This window comes from Haloterrigena salifodinae, from assembly GCF_003977755.1.
Lineage (GTDB): Archaea > Halobacteriota > Halobacteria > Halobacteriales > Natrialbaceae > Haloterrigena > Haloterrigena salifodinae.
Window position 1 is genome coordinate 1,480,751 of sequence record NZ_RQWN01000001.1, and the last position, 23,880, is coordinate 1,504,630.

Genomic DNA, 23,880 nt, shown 5'->3' on the forward strand with positions numbered 1-23,880 from the left:
GCTCGCCGATCGTCGGCGGCGAGCGTGGATCGGCCTCTGCGGGCGCGGCGTTACGTCGACCCCGACCGATCATCGCGAACGTCGACGCCGCTGATCTCGAAGCGCGCGCCGCCGTCATCGCCGTTTCGCGCGGTCACGGCCCAACCGTGGGCCTCGGCGATCCCCTCGACGATCGCCAGCCCGAACCCGGTGCCGTCCTCGGCGGTAGTGTAGCCGAACTCGAACACGTCGTCGGGCTCCGAGTCGAACCCCGGCCCGTCGTCGGTGACGTAGAACCCCCGTACCGACCGATCGTCATCGACGGCGGTCTCGAGGGGACCGACGGTAACGGTGACGCCGGATCGCTCCTGCTGGGCCCTCGAGTCGGCGTCCGTGGAACCGTGTTCCACGCTGTCCTCGGGAGCATCAGCGACCGAGGGCTCGGAAGACGCGGAGCGTCTTCCGGTGTCCTCCTGAGCCTGTGAAGGAGAGCTTGTCGAGCCATGCTCGACACTGTTCCGAAACAGGTTCTCGAGCAGCGCTTGCAGGCGGCCCTCGTCGGCGACGATCGTGGTCTCGACGGCGCACTCGAGGGTGGCGTTCGCGGTATCGACGGCGTTCCAAGCTCTGCGGACGCTGGTCGAGAGCGAGACCGGGGTCTGCTTCCCGATCGTTTGCCCGTGGCGTGCCAGCGACAGGAGCCGGTCGATCAGCTCGTCCATCCGCTGGAGCGACCAGCGGATTCGATCGATCGACTCCCCCGGCTGCGGACAGTCCTCGGCGTGGAGTTCGAGCGTGCCCCGCGCCACGTTCAGTGGGTTCCGCAGGTCGTGGCTAACGACGCTCGCGAACTCCTCCAAGCGGTCATTCTGGCGCTCGAGCTCCCGCTGATAGCGCCGTCGCCGGGTGATGTCGCGGATCGCGTGTATCGTTCCGACGAACGCCCCGTCCTCGAGCGGGAGGAGTTTGGTGTGGACGTCGTGGATCCGTTCCTCGTCGTCACTCGGCCGGAATCGAACCTGGTACTTGGCCCGGGTGCGGTCGACCGACGAGGAGAGGAGCGTTCTGACCTCGTCGGTGTACTTGCCGATCACCCGCTCGTCGTAGTAGCCCCGTTCGATGAGCTCCGCAAACGGCGTCCCGATCAGGGCCTCGATCTCCTCGGTGAACGCGTCGGCGAACTCGTCGTTACACCAAGTGATCGTCGCGTCCGCGTCGAGGATGAACAGCGCGATCGGCGCGAGTTCGACGATCCGCTCGTACTCGGCGAGTTCACGCTCCCGACGTTTTCGCGCGGTGATGTCTCGAATGACTGCCGTGGAGCCCGCAAAACGCCCCTCGTCGTCCGTGAGGGCGGTCACGTTCGCCTCGCCGATGCGCTGCGCGCCGTCCTCGACGCCGATGGTGAATTCGAACCGATCGGACTCCCGGTCGCTCTCGTGGAGGTGATACACCGTCTTGGCGCCGCGCTCGAGCGCCTCCCTGGAGATGAACTCGGCGATGGGTTCGCCGACGACGCGGTCTCGATCGACGCCGAGCAGGTCGCAGAACGCGTCGTTGATGATCGTGCACCGTCCGTCCGCGTCCAGGACGTACATGGGGTCGTCGACCGTTTCGACGAGCGTCCGATACCGCTCGAGTTCGCGTTCGCTCTCGCGTCTGGCTCGCTCCGCGCGGCGTTTCTCGACGGCGTTCTCGATGCGGTTCGCGAGGACGACGTACTGATCGGTCCCCGTCCCCTTCTGGAGATAGTCGGTGACGCCGGCCGAAATCGCCTCGTGCGCGATCGCTTCGGATCCCTTTCCGGTGAACAGGAGAAACGGCATCTCCGGGTCGCGCTCGCGAACCGCCGCGAGGAACTCGAGGCCGTCCATTCCGGGCATCTCGTAGTCGCTGACGATACAATCGATAGCGGGGCGCTCCGGCTCGCTCTCGGTCCCGGTCCCGTCCAGTCGTGAGAGCCCGTCTCGTCCGGAGTTCGCCGTCGACACGACGAACTCCGATCGGGATCGCTCGAGTGTGGCGGCAGTTACCGAACGAAGGTCCGGATCGTCGTCGACACACAGGACGTGGATCCCGGATGCCATTGATACTCTATCGTTCGGTCCAATCGTATAATAGCATACTGGGCAACGAGAGGCGATTCGAGACGCAGTTCGGTTTCGGGCCGACGGGGCCGCCATCCGGCGGTCGCGACCGTGTTGATCGCGTGACGCCGCCCGAGCGACGGCGGCCCACGGTGACGGGACCCACGCGAGATCCGCGTTTCGCACGGCTTTTGTGAGTCGGGCCAGTACGTTCCCTCGAATGATCTCGAAGGGCTGTGAGCAGTGCGCGAAAGGCGGCAAGATGGTGCTGTTCGTCTACGGTTACTGCGACCAGCGCGACTGCTTCTACTGCCCGCTCGGCGAGAACCGCAAGAACGTCACCGACGTCTACGCCAACGAGCGACTCGTCGAGTCCGACGAGGACGTCATCACGGAGGCAAATCGGATGGACGCGCTGGGAACGTCGATTACCGGCGGCGAACCCCAAGAGGCCCTCGATCGGACCTGCCACTACCTCGAACTCCTGAAAGACGAGTTCGGCGAGGACCACCACACCCATCTCTATACGGGTATCACGGGCGGTCGCGAGAACATGCGGCGGCTCTCCGAGGCCGGCCTCGACGAGATTCGCTTCCATCCGCCGTACGAACAGTGGGGCGACCTTCACGGCACCGAGTGGGAAGAGATCCTCCACATCGCCCGCGAGGAGGGGCTGACCCCTGCGTTCGAGATTCCAGGCATCCGCGCCGAAGAGGAATTCCTCGAGTTTTTGGACGAGGGCGCAGCGGAGTTCTGTAACGTCAACGAGTTCGAGATGAGCGACGGGAACTACCGCCGGATGCAAGAGCAGGGATTCGAACTCAAAGAAGATCACATGAGCGCCGTCGAGGGCTCTCGCGAGGAGATCCTCGAGGTAATGGGCGATCACGAGAAGGTCTACTTCTGTACGTCCGTGTTCAAGGACGCGGCCCAGCACCGCCGCCGTCTCAAGCGCATGGCACGGAACATCCGCCGCGAGTTCGACGACATCACTGACGACGGTACGCTCGTCTACGGCAAGACCCGCGCCGACCCTGAGGAGTTCGAGGCTCTCGGCGTCCCCGAAGAGTTCTACACCGTCAAGACGAGCCACGTCGAGGTCGCCTGGTGGCTCTTAGAGGAGATGATCGAAGAGGGTGACCTCAAGGACGGTGAAATCGTCGAACAGTATCCGACCTACGACGGGCAGGTCGTCGAGCGGACGCCGTTAGCCTAAGTACCGCGAGCGAGCGGAGGAACGAGGGCTCAGAAGAACTCCGTTCTTCCGGTGTTTTTGGTCGAGATTTTTTGGAGGAGGGTGAACGGAGTGAATCCGACGAGAAAATTTTGGTATCTTCCCGAGTACGACGACGGACCAGCGAGAACGTCGCTCTCGCAAGGGGATTTTTCGAGGGGTGGTGAGTGAGCATCGCGAACGACCCCGACGAGAAAGTGGTCCGTGTAGATCTCGAGTAGACGCCGTTGGCGTAAGTAGTCGGTCCCCCTTAACCGCCAGAAATTTCGTCGAACACCGCGCTCGTGTCGGTTGGTGAGTACATAAAGACTGTTCCGCTGCGCTCAAACTTTCGAAAGTGGCCGATACGATTACGTAGGACCCGTATTACCGCCGATTCAGAGAACGCTACTTATCGGGGCTGTAATAATGGGTCGTCCCACGGTACGACCGGTCACTGATGCAATTCCGAACGCTCGCTGTCGTCGCGGTTGCACTGCTCGTAGCCCTGTCGGGGTGTGCCGCCCTCGATGGGGTAACGACCGACGAATCGCCGAACGACACGGACGCCGATAATGGGACGGACATCGCGTCCGAAAACGGTAACGCCCAAGAGGGCAACCAAAATACCCAGGATGGCAACCAAAACACCCAAGATGGCAACCAAACTGGGACGGACGTAACGGATCCCGCCGACGAAGACAATACGGCAACTGCGGAGTGGCGGCCGCCGGAAGAACCGAACCGGCCGCTGGAGAACAAGCGCGAGGACCGGATCGAAGACGTCTCAGTCGTCGATACGGAGTCCGCCGAGGACGGCGACGGCTACTCGAACTTCAACCTCGAGGTTGTCGCCAACACGAGCATGGAGAACGTCGACCCGCCGGAACACGGGGACGTGATCGGCGAGCCGTACTTCTTCGTCAAGATCAACGAAGGACCGGACAACCAAAAGATCGTCGAGCGGACGGGTGAGGTCCGGATGGAGGAGGACGGCACGTTCCACATCGACGTCCGACCGGCCGGAATCGAAGAGTTCGGCGAAGGATCGCTGACCGTTGAAGTCTTCCTGATGGACGAGGACAAGGATTGGGACGACATCTACGACGCCGTGTCGACTGAGGTCGAGTTCGACCCGGGGACGGACGATGACAATGATAGCGACTCGGGGAGCGACAACGAGACCGAGAACGAATCGGAGTCGAGCTAAGTCAACTCAAACCGACTCATCCGACGCTTTGACAGAACGTTAATCAATCTCGGTCGGATCGATGTCCGGGAGGGTGATGAGGTTCTCGCGGCCGATTCGAAGCTTCCGAATCCGGTCGTCGTCGTCCATCTCCGAAAGGAGTTGCGAAACCTTTGCGTCGGACCAGCCAGTCTCCTTGACGATCGTCGCCTGTTTCATCCGGCCGCCGTTTTGCTCGAGCAGTCGTCGGACCCGTTCGTCGTCGCTCAGCAGTTCCTCGTCGACCGCGTCGTCCGAATTCCTGTCGGGACTGGCGTCGACCGCCTCCCTCTCGTCGAACTCGTGTTCGATACCCGACTGACCAGCCGCCGGTGCGACGGCAGTCGTTCCCGACCCGTCGGTCGATCGGGGCCGGGCGGAGCCGGCCGGGAACTCGTCGGCAGACGACGCGACGTCGAACGGCCATTCCGACCGCTGGTAACGACTGATAAGCAGCGCTGTTCCCACGATAACCAGAACGAAGCCGCCGAACGCAGCGGCGATGCCCTCCGCCGTGAAGATCGACTCACGGAGGGATTTGGACTCGGACGGCGTCCCGCCGGATCCACCCGGTGAATCGGTACGGAAGAACTCCATCTCGAAGTCCCCCTCGGTGAAGCTCTTCGGCCCCTCGTAAACGACGGTCCCGTTCTCGATCCCTGTCGGTGCGGCGTCGAAGCCGTAGTTCGGCGGTGACTCGACTACCAATCGCTGCCCGTCCTTGAGCGATTGGAGCCAGACGCCGTTGTCGGTCACGAACGCGTCGCCAAAGCGGATTTGCTGGCCGTCGACGACGGCGAAGTTCGTCCACGTAAACGAGTAGGAGATGATCCCCAATTTCTGACCGTTGCGGGATTCGATCCGCGGGTCGTTCCAGCTTTCGTTCTCGAAGGACATCTCGCGGCCGGTCGAGCGCTCGGCGAGGATGCGCGCCTGCTCGTACTTATTTGCGTCGTAGCCGACGCCGCTGTTTGAAACGGACTCAGCGTACTGCTCGAACTGGTCGGTTTCGTTTTCCGAGAGTCGGAAGCGACTCTCGAGTGTCCAGCGAACGTCGCCGTTTTCGGTCACGTTGAGACGGATCACCTGTCTGGTGTCGGCTCGATCCGGTTCATATTCCTGATCGGCGTCTTGAACCGACGACTCGAGGGTGGTAGCAGCGAGCCGCGATTGGGAAGTAGAAAGCGCGGCGGACTCGTCCGCGGTCGACGTCGCGGCCGTCGCGGGAGCGATGGCGACCGTACCGACGGTGAGCGCGGCGAGGAGGACGGATAGGGTGAGGGCAACAGCGGTTGATAACCGCATACGTACCAACTGGTTGATCGCAGGGGAAAAAACCCTTTCCATCCAAACAATGCGATATTACCACCCCGAGCGGATGCTCTCGAGCGATTGTAAGGGTCTATTAATGGCCCCTTCGATCGGGCGACTCCTTTTTGTACGTCGGGGAAAAAGACAGTATCGATGAGACACCCGGTTCCGATCATTCTCGCCGCGCTTCTCGCTCTCTCGTTGCCGGTTTCGGCAGTTGGAACCGCTGGGACCGCAGGATCAACGGGATCGGCGACCGTTGCTAATGAGAGCGATGACGAGGAACAGACATTCCAATTCCAAAATCCGTCTGTTTCGGTCGAAGGTGACCACGCTCAACTCGAAGGAACGCCGAACAGGCTCGTCCTTCGGGGAGATGGGAAGACGGCGTATGCCACTCCGACACTGGATTTCGCCCTCGCAGTTTCGAGCCACGACGAATCGATCCACACCGATTGCCGGACGTACGCGTTTGAAAACTCCCTGGGAGAGATCGAAGACGACGAGAACCGCACCGAAGCCGTCGTTTCGGAGCTCGAACGTATCGAGGAGCGCGTCGAGAAACTCCGTGAGCGCGAACAAGCGATCGTCGCGGCCAACGCCGCTGGCGATGTCAGTGAGGACGAAGTACTCCGAACGCTCGCGCGCAACTCCTACGAAGCGCAGGTTCTGCAGCAGGCGTTGAACGATCTCGATGACCAGTCGGCTGGAATCATCGATATCTCGGACTCAGTCGACGCGCTCACCGCCGAACTCGAAGTCTATCGCGGTCCGATTCGCACGGATATCGAGCGTTCGATTCGCGGCGTCGACGAATCGGATGATGCCCCGGAATCGAATCCGACGATCCTACTCGAGTCCGCACCGGATGGCCTCACCCTCTCGATGCTCGACGGGGACACGTACGTTCGCGAGACAACTCGGTACGACAATCGCGCGCGTGATCGGTCCGACCAGATCAGGACGATGGACAATGCGCGCACGACCGCACAAGAACTCTACCCGTGGGCATTTGAAACGACGTCCGGGACGTACACGATCAAGCACGAGGCTACGAATCTGTATCAGGTTCAGGCGCTGTCGCACGATCAAGGTCAGCTCACGGTTTATCTTGACGGCGGATCAAACGCTGTCTACCACGAGCGCCAGACGCTCGATAGAGATTCCATTCCGATCGAAACCACCGACTCGATGTCCAGCGACAATGTGACCGCGACGCTCGAGCGCACGCCGGACACTGCACCGGCGAGGATTACCGTCACGGAGTCAGAAAGCGAGACACCCGTCGACGCAACGGTCTCCGTCGACGGAACAGTCGTCGGCGAGACGGGTGAGGACAGTAAAGTATGGTTTGTGCCGCCGACCGACGGGTTCGAACTCACGGTCCGGGCGGAATCAACGTCGCTAAACGCGGTCGAATTTCCGAGACGGTAATACTGAAGACCGTCTTCCTTCACCACTTTTGCGAAGTTTTTGAGTTTTTCTAGCTGATTCGATACCGGTTCCCTGTGACTAGACCGGAAGCATCGCTACTATCGTTCGGCGCCCTATCGCGATCCTCGCGAGTTCCGGTAGCCAGATTGCTTATACCACATGACTCTCTGGTTGTGACTAATGTCTGGATTTCCGATACGCCGCCGTCGGCTCATCATAGTCTCTCTGGCGGTGGTTCTTTGTACCTCACTGTTATTCCCAATCGGTTTGGCGGCCGGAAGTGATCAGCTCGCGGACGCGGCTACGACGCGTGACGCAGCCACCCAGCAACCGGCCGACGGTGCGACCGCAGTCGAACGCTCGAAACCGGCACAGATCGACCCGGCACTCGAGGATGCCGACGGTATCGTGGAAGTGATTGTCCGACTCGAGAGCGACCGGACGACCACGATATCGACCGGTGAAACGAAACCGGCGGCGTTGCGGGCCGCTGCAGACGACTCACAGACATCGCTCGAGCGCGCGGCCGAGACGACTGCGGGGCTCGACATCGAACGCCAGTTCTGGCTCGCGAACGCCGCACTGGTGGCAGTCGACACCGATCGCGTCGCTCTAGAGACGGTCGGTTCGATCGACGGCGTCGTCGAAATTCACGCCGACGCCGCCGTGGAACTCGCAGCGGGGGCGACGGCGTCCAACCCGAATGCCTCGACGGTCGGCCCGCGATCCGGACCGACCGCGAACGGATCGACGATGACAAACGGATCATCAACGGCCGCAGCAGCGGGGTTTGGCGGGGCATACACGTACGGGCTTGAGCAGCTCTCCGTGCCTGCGGCCCAGGAGAAATACGGCGCTCGCGGAGACGGAGCGACGGTCGCAGTCCTCGATACGGGCGTCGATGACTCACATCCCGACGTGACGGTCGACGCGTGGCGGGATTTCTCCGGTAAATCGTCGACGCCGGTGGATTACAACGGCCACGGAACCCACGTCGCCGGGACGATCGGTGGCGGCGACGCGAGCGGAACACAGATCGGCGTCGCACCCGAGGTAGACTTGCTCGCCGGTGCCGTCCTGACGGACTGTGCCAACGGTCGGTGCGTCGGCCGGACGTCGGACGTAATCTCGGGCATGCAGTGGGCGGTCGACAACGGCGCCGACGTTATCAGCCTGAGTCTCGGCTCCGAGGGGTACACCGCCTCCTACATCAGCGCCGTTCGGAACGCAAAAGCCAGCGGCACCGTCGTCGTCGCCGGCGCCGGAAACGGCGGCGACGGCGTCTCCTCGTCGCCGGGGAACGTCTACGACGCGATCAGCGCCGGGGCCACCGACGAGAGAAAGCGCGTCGCTGGCTTCTCGAGCGGCCAGGTCGTCGACACTCTCGATGCCTGGGGTTGGCACGCACCGTCGGAGTGGCCCAGCAGCTACATCGTTCCGACGGTCACGGCGCCCGGTGAGCGCGTCCTCAGCGCGTCCCCGGACGGCGGCTACGTTCGAAAGAGCGGGACCAGTATGGCCACGCCCCACGTCGCGGGCGTGATCGCGCTATTACAAGGGGCAACCGACCGGCACCTTGAACCCGACGAGATCAAGGCAGCGTTAACGGAAACGGCTGCGAAACCGGCGGTCGAATCCGACGATCAGGACACTCGATACGGCCACGGGATCATCGACGCAGCCGCCGCCCTCGAGGAATCCGGATCGTTTGCGACCGTCGAAGGGACGGTGACCGATACGGTGACGGACAAGCCGATCGCGGACGCGACCGTTACTCTCGAGCGCGACGACGGGACCGTTTTCGAGACGACGACGGATCTGTACGGACAGTACGAACTCAAAGGCGTCACCGGCGACCGCGAGTACGCGTTCGCTGTCGCTGCCGACGGGTACGAGACGAGCAGCGAGACGCGGTTCGTGCCGGCCGACGAGACGACGACGGCCGACGTCTCGCTCGCCGGCGACGGGGAGCTCGAGGTGAGCCTCGCGGACGACCAGTTCGGTGACGGTATCTCGAACGGGACCGTCACCGCGACGGCCTGGTTCGGCACGTATCCGGCGCGCCACGAGGGCAACGGACGATACGTCGTCAGGGACGTTCCCACTCGAGGAGAGTATACGCTGACCGCGACCGCACCGGGGTACGACGACCGAGAGCGCGATGTGACACTGGCGAAGTCGGGGACGCGCGTCACCGAACGGTTCGAACTCGCTGGCGACGCGACGCTCGAAATCGCCGCCGAAGACGCGGTGACGGGGACGCCGATCTCGAACGCGACCGTCGTTATCGAACGCTCGGACGGCGCTTCGTTCGGAGCCGCCGACCCGACGGACGGTACCGGGACGGTCGCGGTCACGGTACCGGGAACCGACGAGGAGTACACCATCTGCGTCGACGCAGCGGGGTACGAGATGGGAACCGAGTCGAGAATCGTCTCGAGCGAGGATGACACGGACGTCGGTCTCGCACTCGAGGGAGACGGCGTTCTCGAGGTAGTCCTCGAGGACGCGCAGTTCGGCGACGGCATCGCGGACGCGACCGTCGACGCGACCGGCCATCAGGGAACGTATTCGGGCGTTCACACGGCGCACGGAACGTACCGCATCGAATCCGTTCCCGGCGACGACGAGTACGCGGTGAACGTGTCCGCGGCGGGCTACGTCGACGAGACGCTCTCGATGGAAATCGATTCGAACCGAACGGCGCGTGAACGGGCGATTCTCGAGGGCGACGCGACGCTGTCGGTGACGGTCACCGACGAGGACGGCGATCCGATCGACGGCGCGACCGTTACGATCGAACGCCCGGGCGGAACCTCGTTCGCGGTCGCCAACGAGACGGATTCGGACGGCACACTCGAGACGACCGTGCCCGGAACCGGTGTAGGATATGCAGTCGAAGTCGGTGCGGAGGGATACGAGTCGGAGAGGGTGACGACGGAGGAGATCTCGAGCGGAGCGACCGAGTCCGTCACCGTGGCGATGACGGCGGCCGACAACGGTGTCCCTGGATTTGGAATCGCAGGCGGCGTGATTGCCTTAGTGACGGCGCTCGTCGTCGGTATCTCGCGTCGGACGCCGTAGATCGTCTGTTCAGTGTAATCGACGCTTGGACGCCAGTACTGCTCGAGTGTACTGTTCCCTTCGCATGCTACTGAGCGGTCGGTTCTCTGTGTACGGATAGAATTCATCGTCTCGAAACGTCTCCATTGACACCCTGAAATAGCAGCCGATGGCTGCCGTCGCGGAGTCCCCCATCCGCGCGATAGTGTGTCGCCGGGTCGGCGATCGAAATCGAATCGGGTCAGAGAGACGATCGACCGATCTCGGTCCGTGGCGAGGCAGTTGCCTCAGTGCAGTCGGCTCCCGTCATCAATGACAGCGAGCGGTGCCTCGCCGGATAGCACATTCGACCATCGGAAGGTACGCGTACTGGCCAGTCAACCGTCCGGAATAGGGTTGCTGCTCCCGATTTCGATGTTCGGTCAGGACTCAAGCAGCTTGCGTCGATCGGCAAGACGAAGGCGACGAATCAAGCGCGGATTCTCAGTTCGAACGGAACAGCGAGCTCCACGCTGGACTCGAGGCCACCGATGATTGCGTCCGAAGTGGTACACTGTGGACCGTCGACTGGTGGACTGCCGAGGTCAGGCCTCGGGCAGTCGGCACGGAATCGGTCACGGTGACGGCATCGGTCGCGAAAAGAGTGCGTCCGCAGCGGGTCGCGGACAGCGCTGTCGCTCGCGGTGTAGTGTTCAAGAAAAAATCAGCGTGCGGTAAAGCCGATCTCACCGCGAGATCGGTGGTTTAGACGACTGCGTCGCAGCCTTAGTTCTCGCGGCGGAGTGCGAGCATGGCGGCGGCGAGCAGCGCGACAGCGGCGACAGCGACGCCGAAGCCGGGCGTGCCGTCGTCCGAGCTCTCAGAGTCGTCCGAGCTGTCGGAGCTGTCGGAGCTGTCGGAGCTGTCCGAGTTATCCGAGTTGTCCGAGTTGTCGGAGTCGTCCGAGTTGTCGGAGTCGTCCGAGTTGTCGGAGTCGTCCGAGTTGTCGGAGTCGTCCGAGTTGTCGGAGTCGTCAGTCTGCTCGTTGACAGTCAGCGTACCGGACTCGTCACCAACGGACCACGCGACGTCGCCCGCTTCGTCGGTGGGGAGGTCGAAGGAAACAGTGTCAGAGGCGCCAGCGTCGAGCGTGACGTCCTGGGAGACCTCTTCACCGTCGATCATCGCGGTGACCGTGGTGGTACCTTCGGCGTCGCCGGTGTTCTCGACGGTCACGTCGAGGGTGGCGTCGTCGCCAACGGTGACGTTGTCAGGTGCACTGACGTCCGTGGTTTCGAACGAAGCCTCTGCGGGCTGGTCACCTGCGACGAGGACTGCGTTCCGACGGTCGCCGTCGTAGTCGCTACCTTGGATGTCGAGCGTGAATTCGAAGCCAGGCTCGTATTCGCTCAGATTGAACTCAGCGGCGAATTCGCCGTTCTCGAGTTGAACCTGCTGCGTCAGGAGCTCGTTGGCTTCGTCGCTACGGAGGGAAACAGTGTACTCCGCACCGTCTGCGGCGGTACCCTCACCCATGACGGTGACCGTACCGTCGTTCTGCTGTTCAATCTCGAACTGGCCGTTTGCGTTCGCTTCGTGAGCGAAGTCGACCGTGCGGTCTGCAACTTCGAACTGCGTTCCGACATCGAAGGCGTAGTTGTCGTCGTAGTCTTCGGCGTCGAAGTACTTGTTCTCGTTCGCGTCAAGGAGGAGCGAAACGTCGTAGGCCTCGTCGACACTGACGTTTGCGTTAGACGTGTCGATAGCGATCGTGTACGTACCTGCATCCTCGTCCCAGTCCATGCTAATGCCGCTGTCATTCTCGTCCAGCGTCATGGGCTCCTGGTTCAGGGCCGCTTCGCTCTCCTCAATGATTGCGCTCCAACCATTGTCGGAATCGTTTGAATCATTGTCGGCGTAATCGCCGTTAAAGCCAACGCCCTCGTAGACGGCGATGATCGTGTCGCCTTCCGCGACCACGTTTCCGCTCGTCGCTTGGACGTCGTCAATGTTGGTGGTACCAGCGGTGAAGGTGTCGCCAGTTACGTACGTCCCTTCAAGCGAAGGCTCTTCGTGAGAATTCACGTCGAGCGTGCCGATAGCCGACGCGATGCCGGTAGTGAGGTCGAGTTCCATACCGTACTCGCCCGTCGCGAGTTTGTCACGGGCGATATCCTGACTCACATCAACGTCCTTGACATCACCACTGAGAACATCGGAAGTGTTCGAACCAGGTGCGGACGTATCGACCGTCACGGTAGCGGTGTTGCTGTTTTCAGGGTTGGTAACGGTTGCGTTCACTTCGAAACCAACGTCCTCGCCACCGAGGACGAGCTCTGCGTCGTCAGCGGTGTTCTGGAAGTTGATCTTGAGGTCAACTTTGTCGCCTTCGTTGACCGAAGTGACGGATTTCTGGAAGTCGACGTTAACGGAGCCCTTCTCCGCGACAGACACCGTAGCGGTGTCCGACGCGGTCGTGTCGACAACGTTGATGTCGAACGTGTAGTCACCAGTCCCAACGTTCTCGAAGGTGAGGCCCTGGAACGCTTCCGTGGTCTCTGCATACGGGATGACGACCGGGTCGTCAGCGCTGGCGTCAGAGTCCTCAGTGACGTTGAAGAGCGTCTCGAGTTCGCTGTGGTCGAGACCATCGGCGTTGACGGTAACGTTGTACTCGTTGCGGAGACTGGACTCGACATTCAGGTCAACCGAGTCACTGTCACCGTTCGTGACGGTGTCTCCGCTGAAGCTGGCGTCGACGTTCTGGACGACAACCTCGAAGGAGTTGTCCGACGAGATGTTGTCACCGGTCAGTTCGTATTCACCGGTCTCAAGGTCTGCCGTGTTGAACGTGATCGTGGAGTTCGAGTCGGCCGACTCAAGGACAACCGGACTACCGTCCTTGACGCGGATCTGGATATCGTCGTCCTTTGTGACGTTTTCATCGGAGAGGTCAACTTGGACGGTCTGTCCAGCGTAAACGAGCGAGTTATTGAGGTCGGCGAGAGAACTGTACTTTGCATCAGGATCTTCATCTGCCGCGGCCGCCCCGCCCGCAAACGCTGCGGATGCGGCGAAAACGGACATCACCATAAGCGCGGCCAGGAACAGCGAGCGTCCCTTGTCGCGAAGTGATGGTTCGTTGTTGCGTGTCATTTAGTTTTTATGTTCGTTGTCTGCTATTTTGCGTGCGATTCGTCGGGGAAGCCCGATTCCGGCACGAATGTGCAGCCGTAATCGGAGCTTACCCCGGTTGGGTAGGGGTAGTTCAGCATTAAGAGGTGGTTATAATAAGCTTTCTGGTCAGTGAGCGGCAAACGCCGAAATCATAACCGGTCATTACACCGCTTCCGTCCGGTGTTTCTCCGTGTTAACGAGATCGGGTAAGTCTCGATAAGCAGGTGATACCCGAGGGTAGTCATATAAAAAGGACACAGGTGAACGGAGCTTTATTTGAACATAATCCGTACGTTCAATTTCTACGGAAAGTAGGTTTATACGGAATATTAACGTCTTATTCAGGTCGTAATTGAGACAGGGTGAAAACAATATGAAGATGGACTGGCTACCGACTGCTGCTCTACGTGCGGGCGTGTGAAAAATACGATACTCGCCGATCTTCCATTGGCATCCCTTCACACATGGCTGCGCTGCTCGAGCGCGCGTCCCAGGACCCGCAGATATGAACTGGCCGCGATGGAATCTAGCATCAGTCGAACGTCCGCTCCTGTAATGCTCTCTGCAACTAGCCACAGTCTGACCGTCACCAAATCGAACCTCGTAACCGTCAGGTTATTCGTAACGTTCTCGAGCGAACTCCAAACAGGTTGAAGCACGACAACCGAAGGCGACCACTCGAGTTGCCGTTCTTGGATCGACGCTCATACGCCGTCCGAAAACAATCTCGAGCAATCGGCTTACAGCGACAGAGTCATCCAACTCTTTATCAACCAATACGCGGCGAACCCGTGGCGTGCCCGCCGATTCGCCACTCGAGTCACCCACCCGCGCCGTCGCACCCATCATCGGCGTCCTCGCTCTGCTCGCGATCACGGTCGCGCTGGCAGCCACCATCGCCGTTGGGATGGGGTTCGCCGGCGATGGCCTCCTCGAATCGAGCCCCAACGCCGCGTTCGGTCTCGAGGCGGACGCCGATCGCTCGGAACTGACCCTCGAGCACGTCGGTGGCGACTCGATCACCGTCACTGACCTCGAGTTGCAGATCGCAGTAAACGGCGACCGACTCGAGCACCAGCCGCCGGTGCCGTTCGTCGGCGCCAACGGATATCGGGGCGCGCCCAGCGGGCCGTTCAACCCCGAAACCGATCCGGAGTGGCAGGTCGGCGAGACGGCGACGCTCCGCGTTGCCGGAACGAACGACCCGACGATTCGATCGGGCGATACGGTATTGGTCACGGTCGTCGTCGACGACACTACTGTGACGAGACTCGAGGCGACGGCGAACTGAAAGAACGCACGGAGTTGACGTGGCCGACACCTACGTCGTGTAACGCAAGGGCAAGCCTTCTTACTCGGGCGCGCGACCGATCGTCGTAATCGCGACCTCGGGGTCGTAGGACGGCCCCATGAAGGCGTGCTTGACGTCTTCGAAGCCGGCCCGCTTGAACATGCGGTCGGCCTCGTATTCATCGTAGAAGAGCATGATCGAGTCGGCGAGTTTCTGAGCGAGGACCGCATCGGGATAGTTCGGACCGACGACGAGCACTTGCCCGCCGGGTTTCAGCACGCGGCGGAACTCCCGCAACGCGAGGATGGGGTTCGGCCAGTACTCGATCGAGCCCGACGACCAGACGACGTCAAACGTATCAGTGGCGAAGGGGAGGCGTTCGGCGTCCCCACGGTGGAAGTGGACCGGCGGAGCGCGTTTCCCGAACCTCGTGTAGGCCTGCTCGAGTTGGTGTTCGCTCTGGTCGAGCGCGTACACTTCGTCGACGCGCTCGAGCAGTCCCTCGGTCGCGAAGCCGGTGCCACAGCCGACGTCCAACACCGTCATCTCGGACTCGAGGTCCAGCAGGTCGAGCGCCTCGGTCCGCATCTCCTCGTTCCAGATGAAGGGGTTGACCTGGTCGTAGACCTTCGAGAGGTACTTGTAAAACAGTCGCGCCCGGGCCTTGTTCTCGAGGATTCCCATTAATGGCTGCTTTCGCACCGACCGGGATATGTCTACTGTTCGGCCGGTCACCGCCGTCGAGTAACCGATAGATTCCGGCCGATCGATCCAAAGCGGGGCTGGCGCACTTTCGCAACTACCATATACGCGCTCTCGCAAACTTTCAAGCGCTTAGAGTATGCCGAGGCCAGAGGTTCTCGAACGAATACAGTCGGCGGAGGAAGAGGCCGACGAGATCGTCGCATTGGCAGAGAACGACCGCGACGAGCGAATCGCCGAGGCCCGGGAACGAGCCGAGGAAATTCGCTCGGAAGCGGAACAGGAGGCGCGCGAGCTCAAGGAGCAGCGCCTCGAAGAGGCGCGCGAGGAGATCGACGCCGAGTGTGAACGCATCCTCGAAGAGGGCGAGCAGGAGCGAGAGGCGCTCGCGGAGCTCGCCCGGGATCGGGTCGACGAAGTGACCGATCACGTCGTCGAACTGTTCCAGGAGGACATTCATGCTCAGACCTAAACAGATGAGCAAGGTCTCGGTGACCGGCTCCAAGGGCATCATGCCCACGGTCATCGAGACGATCCACGGACTGAACCTGGTCCACCTCTCGGACTACGACGGCTCCTGGGAGGGGTTCAATAACGGGAACCCGATCGAGGGCGCCGACGAGGCGTCCGAGAAGCTGGTGACCGTCCGCTCCCTCGAGAGCTCCCTAGAGCTGTCCGACGAGGACGTCGACCCGAGAGCCCTCGAGGGCGACTGGGAGCAGCGACTCGAAGAGGTCCGCGAGCGAGTCACCGAACTCGACGACCGCCGCGGAGCGGTCAACGACGACCTGCGATCGGTCACGGAGAAAATCGACCGCGTCGAGCCGTTCGCCGAACTCGGCATCGATCTCGACCTGCTGTCCGGGTACGAGACGGTCGATGTCGTCGTCGGCGAGGGGAACGTCGGCGCGATCGAAGACGCCGTCGCGGCGTCGGACGACATCCGCGCCTTCGAGACGTTCACCGGCGGTGACGTTGTGGCTATCGTGGCCGCGCCCGCCGAGGACGCCGACGAGGGCGCCCTCGAGGACGCGCTGGTCGGGGTCGAGTTCTCGCGCCACGCGGTGCCCGAGACCGAACAGAGCCCGAGCGCGTACGTTAACGAGCTCGAGGAGCGACAACAAGAACTCGAGTACGAACTCGAAGAGATCGACGCGGAACTCGAGGAGGTCGAGGCGAATCACGGCGAGTTCCTCCAGCGCGTCGAGGAGCAACTGACCATCGAGGTTCAGCAGGCGGAAGCACCCCTGCAGTTCGCGACGACCGACCGCGCGTTCGTCGCGGAGGGATGGCTCCCGACCGAGGAGTACGACCGGCTCGTCGCCGGCCTGAACGACGCAGTCGGCGACAGCGTCGAGGTCGAAGAACTCGAGCGGGCGGACTACGACCGACACGGCGCTCACACCCACACGGAAGAAATCCAGAAGGGTGCCGAAGCCGGCGCCGAGGACGACGCGTCCCCCGCCGCGACCGACGAGGACGAGCAACAGCAAAAGGCTGTCACCGACGGCGGATCGGCGGTCACGATGGGCGACGAGCCCCCGACGGTCCAGAACAACGCGGGGCCGGCGAAACCGTTCGAGGTGCTGGTCCAGGCGGTCAACCGTCCGAAGTACAGCGAACTCGATCCGACCATCTTCCTGTTCCTGACGTTCCCGGCCTTCTTCGGCTTCATGATCGGCGACGTCGGGTACGGGATCATGTACATGGCCATCGGCGCGTACTTGGTCACGCAGTTCGACAGCGACGGCGTCACCAGCCTGGGCGGCGTCGCCATCTGGGCCGGCGCGTTCACCGTCCTGTTCGGGATCATCTACGGAGAGATCTTCGGACTGCACGTGCTCGGAGAAGTGCTCTGGCACGACATGTTCCACTCCGAGCTCCTTCCGCTGAACAAGGGGCTCGAGCCGGCAGCCGCCGACTTCGCACTCGGCTGGATGGTCGTGAGCGTGCTTGCCGGGATCGTCCACCTGAACATCGGGTACATCCTGGACTTCTACGAGAACCTCAGCCACGGCGTCAAAGACGCCGTCCTGCACAGCGGTACGTGGATCCTGATGCTCAACGGCGTCTGGATCTGGATCTTCTCGCAGCAGGCCCGATCGTCGAAGCCGGACTTCCTGTTCACGACGTTCGCGAGCGACGGGCCGTTCCCGATCGGCTTCACCGGGTTCCCGGAGTGGGGGCTCGTGACGATTCCGTTGGGAGTCACCGACTTCCTGCTTACGGCACCGTTTCTCGTCTTCCTGATCGGGTTCGTCCTGCTGATCGTCAGCGAACCCGTCGAGGCGATCGAGGCGCTCGACGTCGTCGTCAACGTCTTCTCGTACACCCGAATGGGCGCAGTGTTGCTCGCGAAGGCCGGCATGGCGTTCGTGGTCAACCTGCTGTTCTTCGGCGGGTACCAGAACCCTGAGGGGGAGTTCCACTTCCTTCGGAACCACGAGCCGAGCTACGTCGCCGAACACTACGGCGAGGGTGCTGAAGTTATCTTCAGCGGCCTCATGCACTCGGGGACCGCAGCGCTCGTCGGCGGCCTCGTCATTCTCGTCGTCGGACACATCGTCGTGCTAGCGCTTGGCGTGACGAGCGCCGGCTTACAGGCTGTGCGCCTCGAGTACGTCGAATTCTTTAACAAGTTTTATGAAGGCGGTGGGAAGAACTACGAACCGTTCGGACACGATCGAACTCACACGGAGGACTACTAACAATGGCAATTGAGAACGCAGCAGTTGACGCTGGTATCGCACTTCAGCAGACCGTCGAAGAAAGTCCGTTCCTGACCGACGCGGGCGCGGCCGCACTCGCAGTCGGCCTCGCCGCACTGGCGTCCGGCTATGCAGAGCGTGGTATCGGTGCGGCTGCCGTCGGCGCGCTCGCCGAGGACGACAGCCTGTTCGTTCAGGGCCTGATCATGACCGTTCTCCCGGAGACGCTCGTGATCCTGGCGCTGGTCGTCGTCTTCATCGTCGGCGCGTAACCGCATTCACCCTTCTTTCACAATGAGTTTGGACACAGTCGTAGAAGACATTCGAGAAGAGGCCCACGCGCGTGCGGAGGATATCCGCGCTGAGGGCGAAGCGCGCGCTGACGAGATCGAATCGGCCGCCGAAGAGGACGCCGAGGAGATTCGCATCGAGGCCAAGCGGGAGGCCGACCGCGAGGTCGAGCAGTTGCGCGAACAGCGTCTCTCCAGCGCGAAACTGGAGGCGAAGCAAAAGCGCCTGGAGGCTCGCCGCGACGTGCTCGGCGACGTCCGCGAGGAGGTCGAAGACGAGCTCGCCGCCCTCGACGGGGACACCCGCGAGGAGCTGATGCGTGCGCTCCTCGAGGGCGCCAGTGACGAGTTTGACGAGGGCGACGACGTCAACGTCTATGGCCGCGCCGACGACGAGGAGCTGATCGAGTCGATCCTCGCCGACTACGACGGCTACGAGTACGCCGGCGAGTACGATTGCCTCGGCGGCGTCGTCGTCGAGAGCGACCAGTCTCGAGTTCGGGTCAACAACACGTTCGACTCGGTGCTCGAGGACGTCTGGGAAGACAACCTCCGGGAGATCAGTAACCGACTCTTCGAGCAATGAGCGCAGGTGCCTCGAATCCGGAATACGTGAACGCTCGCGTGCGGTCCCGACGAGCGTCGCTGTTCGCGGACGAAGACTATCGGAAGCTGGTCCGGATGGGGCCGAGCGAGATCGCGCGGTTCATGGAAGAGACGGAGTACGAGCGTGAGATCAACGCGCTCGGTGCGCGGTTCTCGGGTGTCGACCTGATCGAGTACGCCCTGAACCGTAACCTCGCGAAACACTTCCAGGACCTGCTGGACTGGTCTGAGGGGCGCCTCTACGACCACATCGCCCGGTATCTTCGGAAGTTCGACGTCTGGAACCTGAAGACGATCTTCCGCGGGATCTACACCGACACCGATGCCGAGGAGATCCGGACGGACCTGATCCGGGCCGGCGAACTCGAGGACGCAACGATCGAGCGCCTCCTCGAGACCGACTCCATCGAGGACGCGATCGAGTTCTTGCGCGCCACGAGTTACTACGAGCCGCTGACCGTGGCCTACGAGGAGTTCGAGGACCACGGCGCGCTCGTTCCGCTCGAAAACGCCCTTGACCGGGAGTTCTACGAGAACCTGCTCGCGGACATCTCGCGGGGCCCGGGCGTCGAACCCCAGGAGGGGCCGGAGGCGAAGTACGTCGAGTTCCTGCAGGCGGAAATCGACTTCCGGAACGTCCGGAACGCCCTGCGGCTGGCCCGCAGCGGAGCGGACCTCGACCCCGCGGCCTACTACATCGATGGCGGTGTCCTGTTCGATCGGGCGGATCTGGGTCGGCTCGTCGGCGATTACGACGCGCTCGTCGATCACATCGCTGAGAACAAACGCTACGGCGACCGCCTCTCGGGGGCGCTGGAACGGCTCCGAGACGCTGACAGCCTTATCCAGTTCGAGCACGCACTAGACGCTGCGTTGCTCGAGTACGCCGATACGCTCTCGAGCATCTACCCGACCTCCGTTTCGGCCGTGCTCTCGTACATCCTCGCGAAGGAGCGCGAGGTCGAGAACATCCGTGCGATCGCGCGCGGTCGAGAGGTCGGCCTCGATGAAACCGAGATCGAAGAGGAGCTGGTGATCCTATGAGCCAGGAAATCGCAGTCGTCGGCAGTCCGGAGTTCACGACCGGCTTCCGCCTCGCGGGGGTCCGTCGCTTCGAGAACGTCCCGGACGACGAGAAGGACGACCGACTGGACGAGGCGGCGACGGCGGTCCTCGAGGACGAGGGCGTCGGCATCGTCGTCATGCACGACGACGACCTCGAACACCTGTCGCGCAACGTGCGCCAGGAAGTCGAGACGAGCGTCGAACCGGTCGTCGTCACGATCGGGAGCGGAACCGGTGGCGGCGGACTGCGCGAGCAGATCAAACGCGCGATCGGTATCGACCTGATGGACGAGGACGAACAAGAGTAAACTATGAGCCAGGCAGAAGACATCGAATCCGTCGACGAAGACGGTGTAATCGAAAGCGTGAGCGGTCCGGTCGTGACCGCCACGGACCTCGACGCCCGGATGAACGACGTCGTCTACGTCGGCGACGAAGGACTGATGGGCGAGGTCATCGAGATCGAAGGAAACCTGACCACCATTCAGGTCTACGAGGAAACCTCCGGCGTCGGCCCGGGCGAACCCGTCCAGAACACGGGCGAGCCCCTGAGCGTCGACCTCGGACCCGGTATGCTGGACTCCATCTACGACGGCGTCCAGCGCCCGCTCGACGTTCTCGAGGGGAAGATGGGGACGGCGTTCCTCGACCGCGGGGTCGACGCGCCCGGTATCGACCTCGAGAAGAAGTGGGAGTTCACCCCCGAAGTCGAGGAAGGCGATACGGTCGAACCCGGCGAAATCGTCGGGGTCGTCGAGGAGACCGTCACGATCGACCACAAGGTCATGGTCCCGCCGGACTACGAGGGCGGCGAGGTCACGGCCATCGAGGCCGGCGAGTTCACGGTCGAGGAGACCGTCGTCGAACTCGACAACGGCGAGGAGATCCAGATGCACCAGGAGTGGCCGGTCCGAGAGGCCCGCCCCGCCGGTGACAAGGAAACACCGACCGAGCCGCTGGTGACGGGCCAGCGCGTTCAGGACGGTCTCTTCCCGCTCGCAAAGGGCGGGACGGCGGCGATTCCCGGACCCTTTGGCTCTGGGAAGACCGTCACCCAGCAGCAACTCGCCAAGTGGTCCGACGCGGACATCGTCGTCTACATCGGCTGTGGCGAGCGCGGCAACGAGATGACCGAGGTCATCGAAGACTTCCCGGAACTGCCGGACCCGCAGACCGGGAACCCGCTGATGGCCCGGACGTGCCTCATCGCCAACACGTCGAACATGCCCGTCGCGGCCCGCGAGTCCTGTATTTACACGGGGATCACGATCGCGGAGTACTACCGCGACATGGGGTACGACGTCGCGCTGATGGCCGACTCCACCTCCCGGTGGGCCGAGGCCATGCGCGAAATCTCCTCCCGACTCGAGGAGATGCCCGGCGAAGAGGGGTACCCCGCGTACCTGGCCGCGTCGCTCTCGGAGTTCTACGAGCGCGCCGGCAAGTTCCAGCTGATGAACGGCGGCGAAGGGTCGATCTCGGTCGTCGGCGCAGTCTCGCCGCCGGGCGGCGACTTCTCCGAGCCGGTCACCCAGAACACGCTGCGTATCGTCAAGACGTTCTGGGCGCTCGACGCCGACCTCGCGGAACGTCGGCACTTCCCGTCGATCAACTGGAACGAGTCCTACTCGCTGTACAAGGACCAGCTCGACCCGTGGTGGGAGAGCAACGTCGCCGGCGACTGGTCGGACATCCGCCAATGGGCGGTCGACGTGTTAGACGAGGAAGACGAGCTCCAGGAGATCGTTCAGCTCGTCGGGAAGGACGCCCTGCCGGAGGACCAGCAGCTGACCCTCGAGGTCGCCCGCTTCCTCCGTGAGGCGTGGCTCCAGCAGAACGCGCTCCACGACGTCGACACCTACTGCGAACCCGAGAAGACCTACCGGATGCTCGAGGCCATCAAGACGTTCAACGACGAGGCCTTCGAAGCGCTCGAGGCCGGCGTCCCGGTCGAGGAGATCACCGACGTCGACGCCGCCCCGCGTCTCAACCGGATGGGCACCGCCGAGGAGTGGGAATCGTTCATCGAGGAGATCGAGAACGACCTCCAGGAACAACTGCGAGCACTGTACTAACAATGAAAGAGTACCAGACAATCACGGAAATCAGCGGTCCGCTGGTGTTCGCCGAGGTCGACGAACCGGTCGGTTACGACGAGATCGTCGAGATCGAGACGCCACAGGGCGAGACCCTGCGCGGACAGGTGCTGGAATCGAGCGAGGGACTCGTTTCGATCCAGGTGTTCGAAGGCACTGGCGGTATCGACCGTAACGCCTCCGTTCGCTTCCTGGGCGAGACGATGAAGATGCCCGTCACCGAGGATCTGCTTGGACGGGTGCTGGACGGTTCCGGGAATCCGATCGACGGCGGCCCGGAGATCGTCCCCGAGGACCGCCACGACATCGTCGGCGAAGCGATCAATCCCTACTCCCGGGAGTACCCCGAGGAGTTCATCCAGACCGGCGTCTCCGCCATCGACGGCATGAACACGCTGGTTCGCGGTCAGAAGCTGCCGATCTTCTCCGCGTCGGGGCTGCCCCACAACGACCTCGCACTGCAGATCGCCCGCCAGGCGACCGTGCCGGAGGAAGACGAGAGCGGCGACGACGACGAGGACTCCGAGTTCGCCGTCATCTTCGGCGCGATGGGGATCACCGCCGAAGAGGCGAACGAGTTCATGGACGACTTCGAACGCACGGGCGCGCTCGAGCGCTCGGTCGTCTTCATGAACCTCGCAGACGACCCCGCAGTCGAGCGACAGGTCACGCCGCGACTCGCCCTGACCACGGCCGAGTACCTGGCCTTCGAGAAGGACTATCACGTCCTGGTCATCCTGACGGACATGACCAACTACTGCGAGGCGCTCCGTGAGATCGGCGCCGCACGCGAGGAGGTCCCGGGCCGCCGTGGCTACCCCGGCTACATGTACACCGACCTGGCACAGCTCTACGAGCGTGCCGGTCGTATCGAGGGCAAGGAGGGCTCGGTCACGCAGATTCCGATCCTGACCATGCCCGGCGACGACGAGACTCACCCGATTCCGGACCTGACGGGCTACATTACCGAGGGCCAGATCATGATGGATCGGGACCTCAACAGCCAGGGGATCGAGCCGCCGGTCAACGTCCTGCCCAGCCTCTCGCGGCTGATGGACGACGGAATCGGCGAGGGCCTGACCCGCGAGGATCACGGCGACGTCTCCGACCAGATGTACGCCGCCTACGCGGAAGGTGAGGACCTGCGCGACCTCGTCAACATTGTCGGTCGCGAAGCGCTCTCCGAGCGCGACAACAAGTACCTCGACTTCGCCGACCGCTTCGAGGAGGAGTTCGTTCAGCAGGGCTATGACACCAACCGCTCGATCGACGAGACGCTCGAGCTCGGCTGGGACCTGCTCTCGATGCTCCCCAAGGAGGAACTCAACCGTATCGGCGAGGACCTCATCGAGGAGCACTACCGCGAAGAAGAGCCGGAAGCCGTTCAGGCCGACTGAACTCGCGATCGCGGTTGCAGTTTCGATTTTTCGGGCACTCGAGACGCAAGCCGTCGGTCCGTCGATCGGGACGAGCGGCGACACGTCGCGCTCGCCGCTTCACTCGAGCGTGTGACACTGCGTCGGCCACTACTTCGGGACGAAGCCGAGCGTCGCCCGAGCCGAAGCGAAGCCGTAGCCGAACGTATCGATCGAAGCCACAGTTCGGAACGAACCGCAATGAACTTAATCATCGTTAATGTCGTACGTCGTGT

The 23,880-nt window shown here is 62.5% G+C and carries 17 protein-coding genes; 13 read left to right on the top strand and 4 right to left on the bottom strand.

All coding sequences use genetic code 11. From position 1 onward, the window contains the following. Nucleotides 1–50: 50 nt before the first annotated feature. A complete protein-coding gene (locus EH209_RS07410) occupies nt 51–2,066 on the bottom strand; it encodes a PAS domain S-box protein (protein ID WP_126662242.1) in 2,016 nt (671 codons plus the stop codon). 220 nt (nt 2,067–2,286) lie between these two features. Between EH209_RS07410 and EH209_RS07415 the strand changes: the two genes are divergently transcribed. Together EH209_RS07415 and EH209_RS07420 are read left to right on the top strand one after the other, a co-directional pair. After that, a complete protein-coding gene (locus EH209_RS07415) occupies nt 2,287–3,282 on the top strand; it encodes a radical SAM protein (RefSeq protein WP_126662243.1) in 996 nt (331 codons plus the stop codon). Nucleotides 3,283–3,739: 457 nt separating this feature from the next. Continuing rightward, nucleotides 3,740–4,489 carry a hypothetical protein gene (locus EH209_RS07420; protein ID WP_126662244.1) on the top strand — a complete coding sequence of 250 codons (750 nt, stop codon included), beginning with the start codon at nt 3,740–3,742 and terminating at the stop codon, nt 4,487–4,489. 39 nt (nt 4,490–4,528) lie between these two features. Here EH209_RS07420 and EH209_RS07425 read toward each other — a convergent pair whose 3' ends face one another. After that, nucleotides 4,529–5,812: a helix-turn-helix transcriptional regulator gene (locus EH209_RS07425; RefSeq protein ID WP_126662245.1), complete on the bottom strand. Its 1,284-nt coding sequence runs from the start codon at nt 5,810–5,812 to the stop codon at nt 4,529–4,531. A gap of 159 nt (nt 5,813–5,971) precedes the next feature. Here EH209_RS07425 and EH209_RS07430 point away from each other — a divergent pair, with 159 nt between their 5' ends. Continuing rightward, nucleotides 5,972–7,252, top strand: coding sequence for a DUF7096 domain-containing protein (locus EH209_RS07430; RefSeq protein ID WP_126662246.1), 1,281 nt, complete (start codon nt 5,972–5,974; stop codon nt 7,250–7,252). A gap of 267 nt (nt 7,253–7,519) precedes the next feature. Continuing rightward, nucleotides 7,520–10,336, top strand: coding sequence for a S8 family serine peptidase (locus EH209_RS07435; RefSeq protein ID WP_249038761.1), 2,817 nt, complete (start codon nt 7,520–7,522; stop codon nt 10,334–10,336). Between the two features lie 744 nt (nt 10,337–11,080). On the opposite strand, the gene EH209_RS07440 is transcribed toward EH209_RS07435, so the two are convergent. Next, on the bottom strand, nt 11,081–13,450 hold the full coding sequence (locus EH209_RS07440) for a surface glycoprotein (RefSeq protein WP_126662248.1): 2,370 nt from the start codon (nt 13,448–13,450) through the stop codon (nt 11,081–11,083). Between the two features lie 817 nt (nt 13,451–14,267). Between EH209_RS07440 and EH209_RS07445 the strand changes: the two genes are divergently transcribed. Beyond that, nucleotides 14,268–14,762: a type IV pilin gene (locus EH209_RS07445; RefSeq protein WP_126662249.1), complete on the top strand. Its 495-nt coding sequence runs from the start codon at nt 14,268–14,270 to the stop codon at nt 14,760–14,762. Nucleotides 14,763–14,822: 60 nt separating this feature from the next. Here EH209_RS07445 and EH209_RS07450 read toward each other — a convergent pair whose 3' ends face one another. After that, nucleotides 14,823–15,446 carry a methyltransferase domain-containing protein gene (locus tag EH209_RS07450; RefSeq protein WP_126662250.1) on the bottom strand — a complete coding sequence of 208 codons (624 nt, stop codon included), beginning with the start codon at nt 15,444–15,446 and terminating at the stop codon, nt 14,823–14,825. 157 nt (nt 15,447–15,603) lie between these two features. On the opposite strand from EH209_RS07450, the gene ahaH reads away from it, so the two are divergent. Genes ahaH through EH209_RS07490 form a run of 8 tightly spaced genes read left to right on the top strand, consistent with a single transcriptional unit; the run spans nt 15,604 to nt 23,626 of the window. Further along, on the top strand, nt 15,604–15,936 hold the full coding sequence (gene ahaH, locus EH209_RS07455; protein WP_008893757.1) for an ATP synthase archaeal subunit H: 333 nt from the start codon (nt 15,604–15,606) through the stop codon (nt 15,934–15,936). Then, nucleotides 15,923–18,172, top strand: a complete 2,250-nt coding sequence (locus tag EH209_RS07460) for a V-type ATP synthase subunit I (protein ID WP_126662251.1) — start codon at nt 15,923–15,925, stop codon at nt 18,170–18,172. Before ahaH ends, EH209_RS07460 begins: the two co-directional genes overlap by 14 nt. A gap of 2 nt (nt 18,173–18,174) precedes the next feature. Next, the gene (locus EH209_RS07465; RefSeq protein ID WP_008893755.1) at nt 18,175–18,444 is read left to right on the top strand and encodes a hypothetical protein; all 270 of its coding nucleotides are present in this window, start codon (nt 18,175–18,177) and stop codon (nt 18,442–18,444) included. A 22-nt stretch (nt 18,445–18,466) separates the two neighbouring features. Further along, entirely contained in the window at nt 18,467–19,048 is a 582-nt protein-coding gene (locus tag EH209_RS07470) for a V-type ATP synthase subunit E (protein WP_126662252.1), read from the top strand. Beyond that, nucleotides 19,045–20,112, top strand: a complete 1,068-nt coding sequence (locus tag EH209_RS07475) for a V-type ATP synthase subunit C (protein WP_126662253.1) — start codon at nt 19,045–19,047, stop codon at nt 20,110–20,112. Before EH209_RS07470 ends, EH209_RS07475 begins: the two co-directional genes overlap by 4 nt. Continuing rightward, entirely contained in the window at nt 20,109–20,441 is a 333-nt protein-coding gene (locus tag EH209_RS07480; protein WP_126662254.1) for a V-type ATP synthase subunit F, read from the top strand. The genes EH209_RS07475 and EH209_RS07480 overlap by 4 nt, the downstream gene beginning before the upstream one ends. Nucleotides 20,442–20,444: 3 nt before the next feature. Continuing rightward, nucleotides 20,445–22,208 (top strand): ATP synthase subunit A, encoded by a 1,764-nt coding sequence (locus EH209_RS07485; protein ID WP_126662255.1) that lies wholly within the window; start codon nt 20,445–20,447, stop codon nt 22,206–22,208. A gap of 2 nt (nt 22,209–22,210) precedes the next feature. Further along, nucleotides 22,211–23,626 carry an ATP synthase subunit B gene (locus EH209_RS07490; protein ID WP_126662256.1) on the top strand — a complete coding sequence of 472 codons (1,416 nt, stop codon included), beginning with the start codon at nt 22,211–22,213 and terminating at the stop codon, nt 23,624–23,626. Nucleotides 23,627–23,880: the final 254 nt, after the last annotated feature.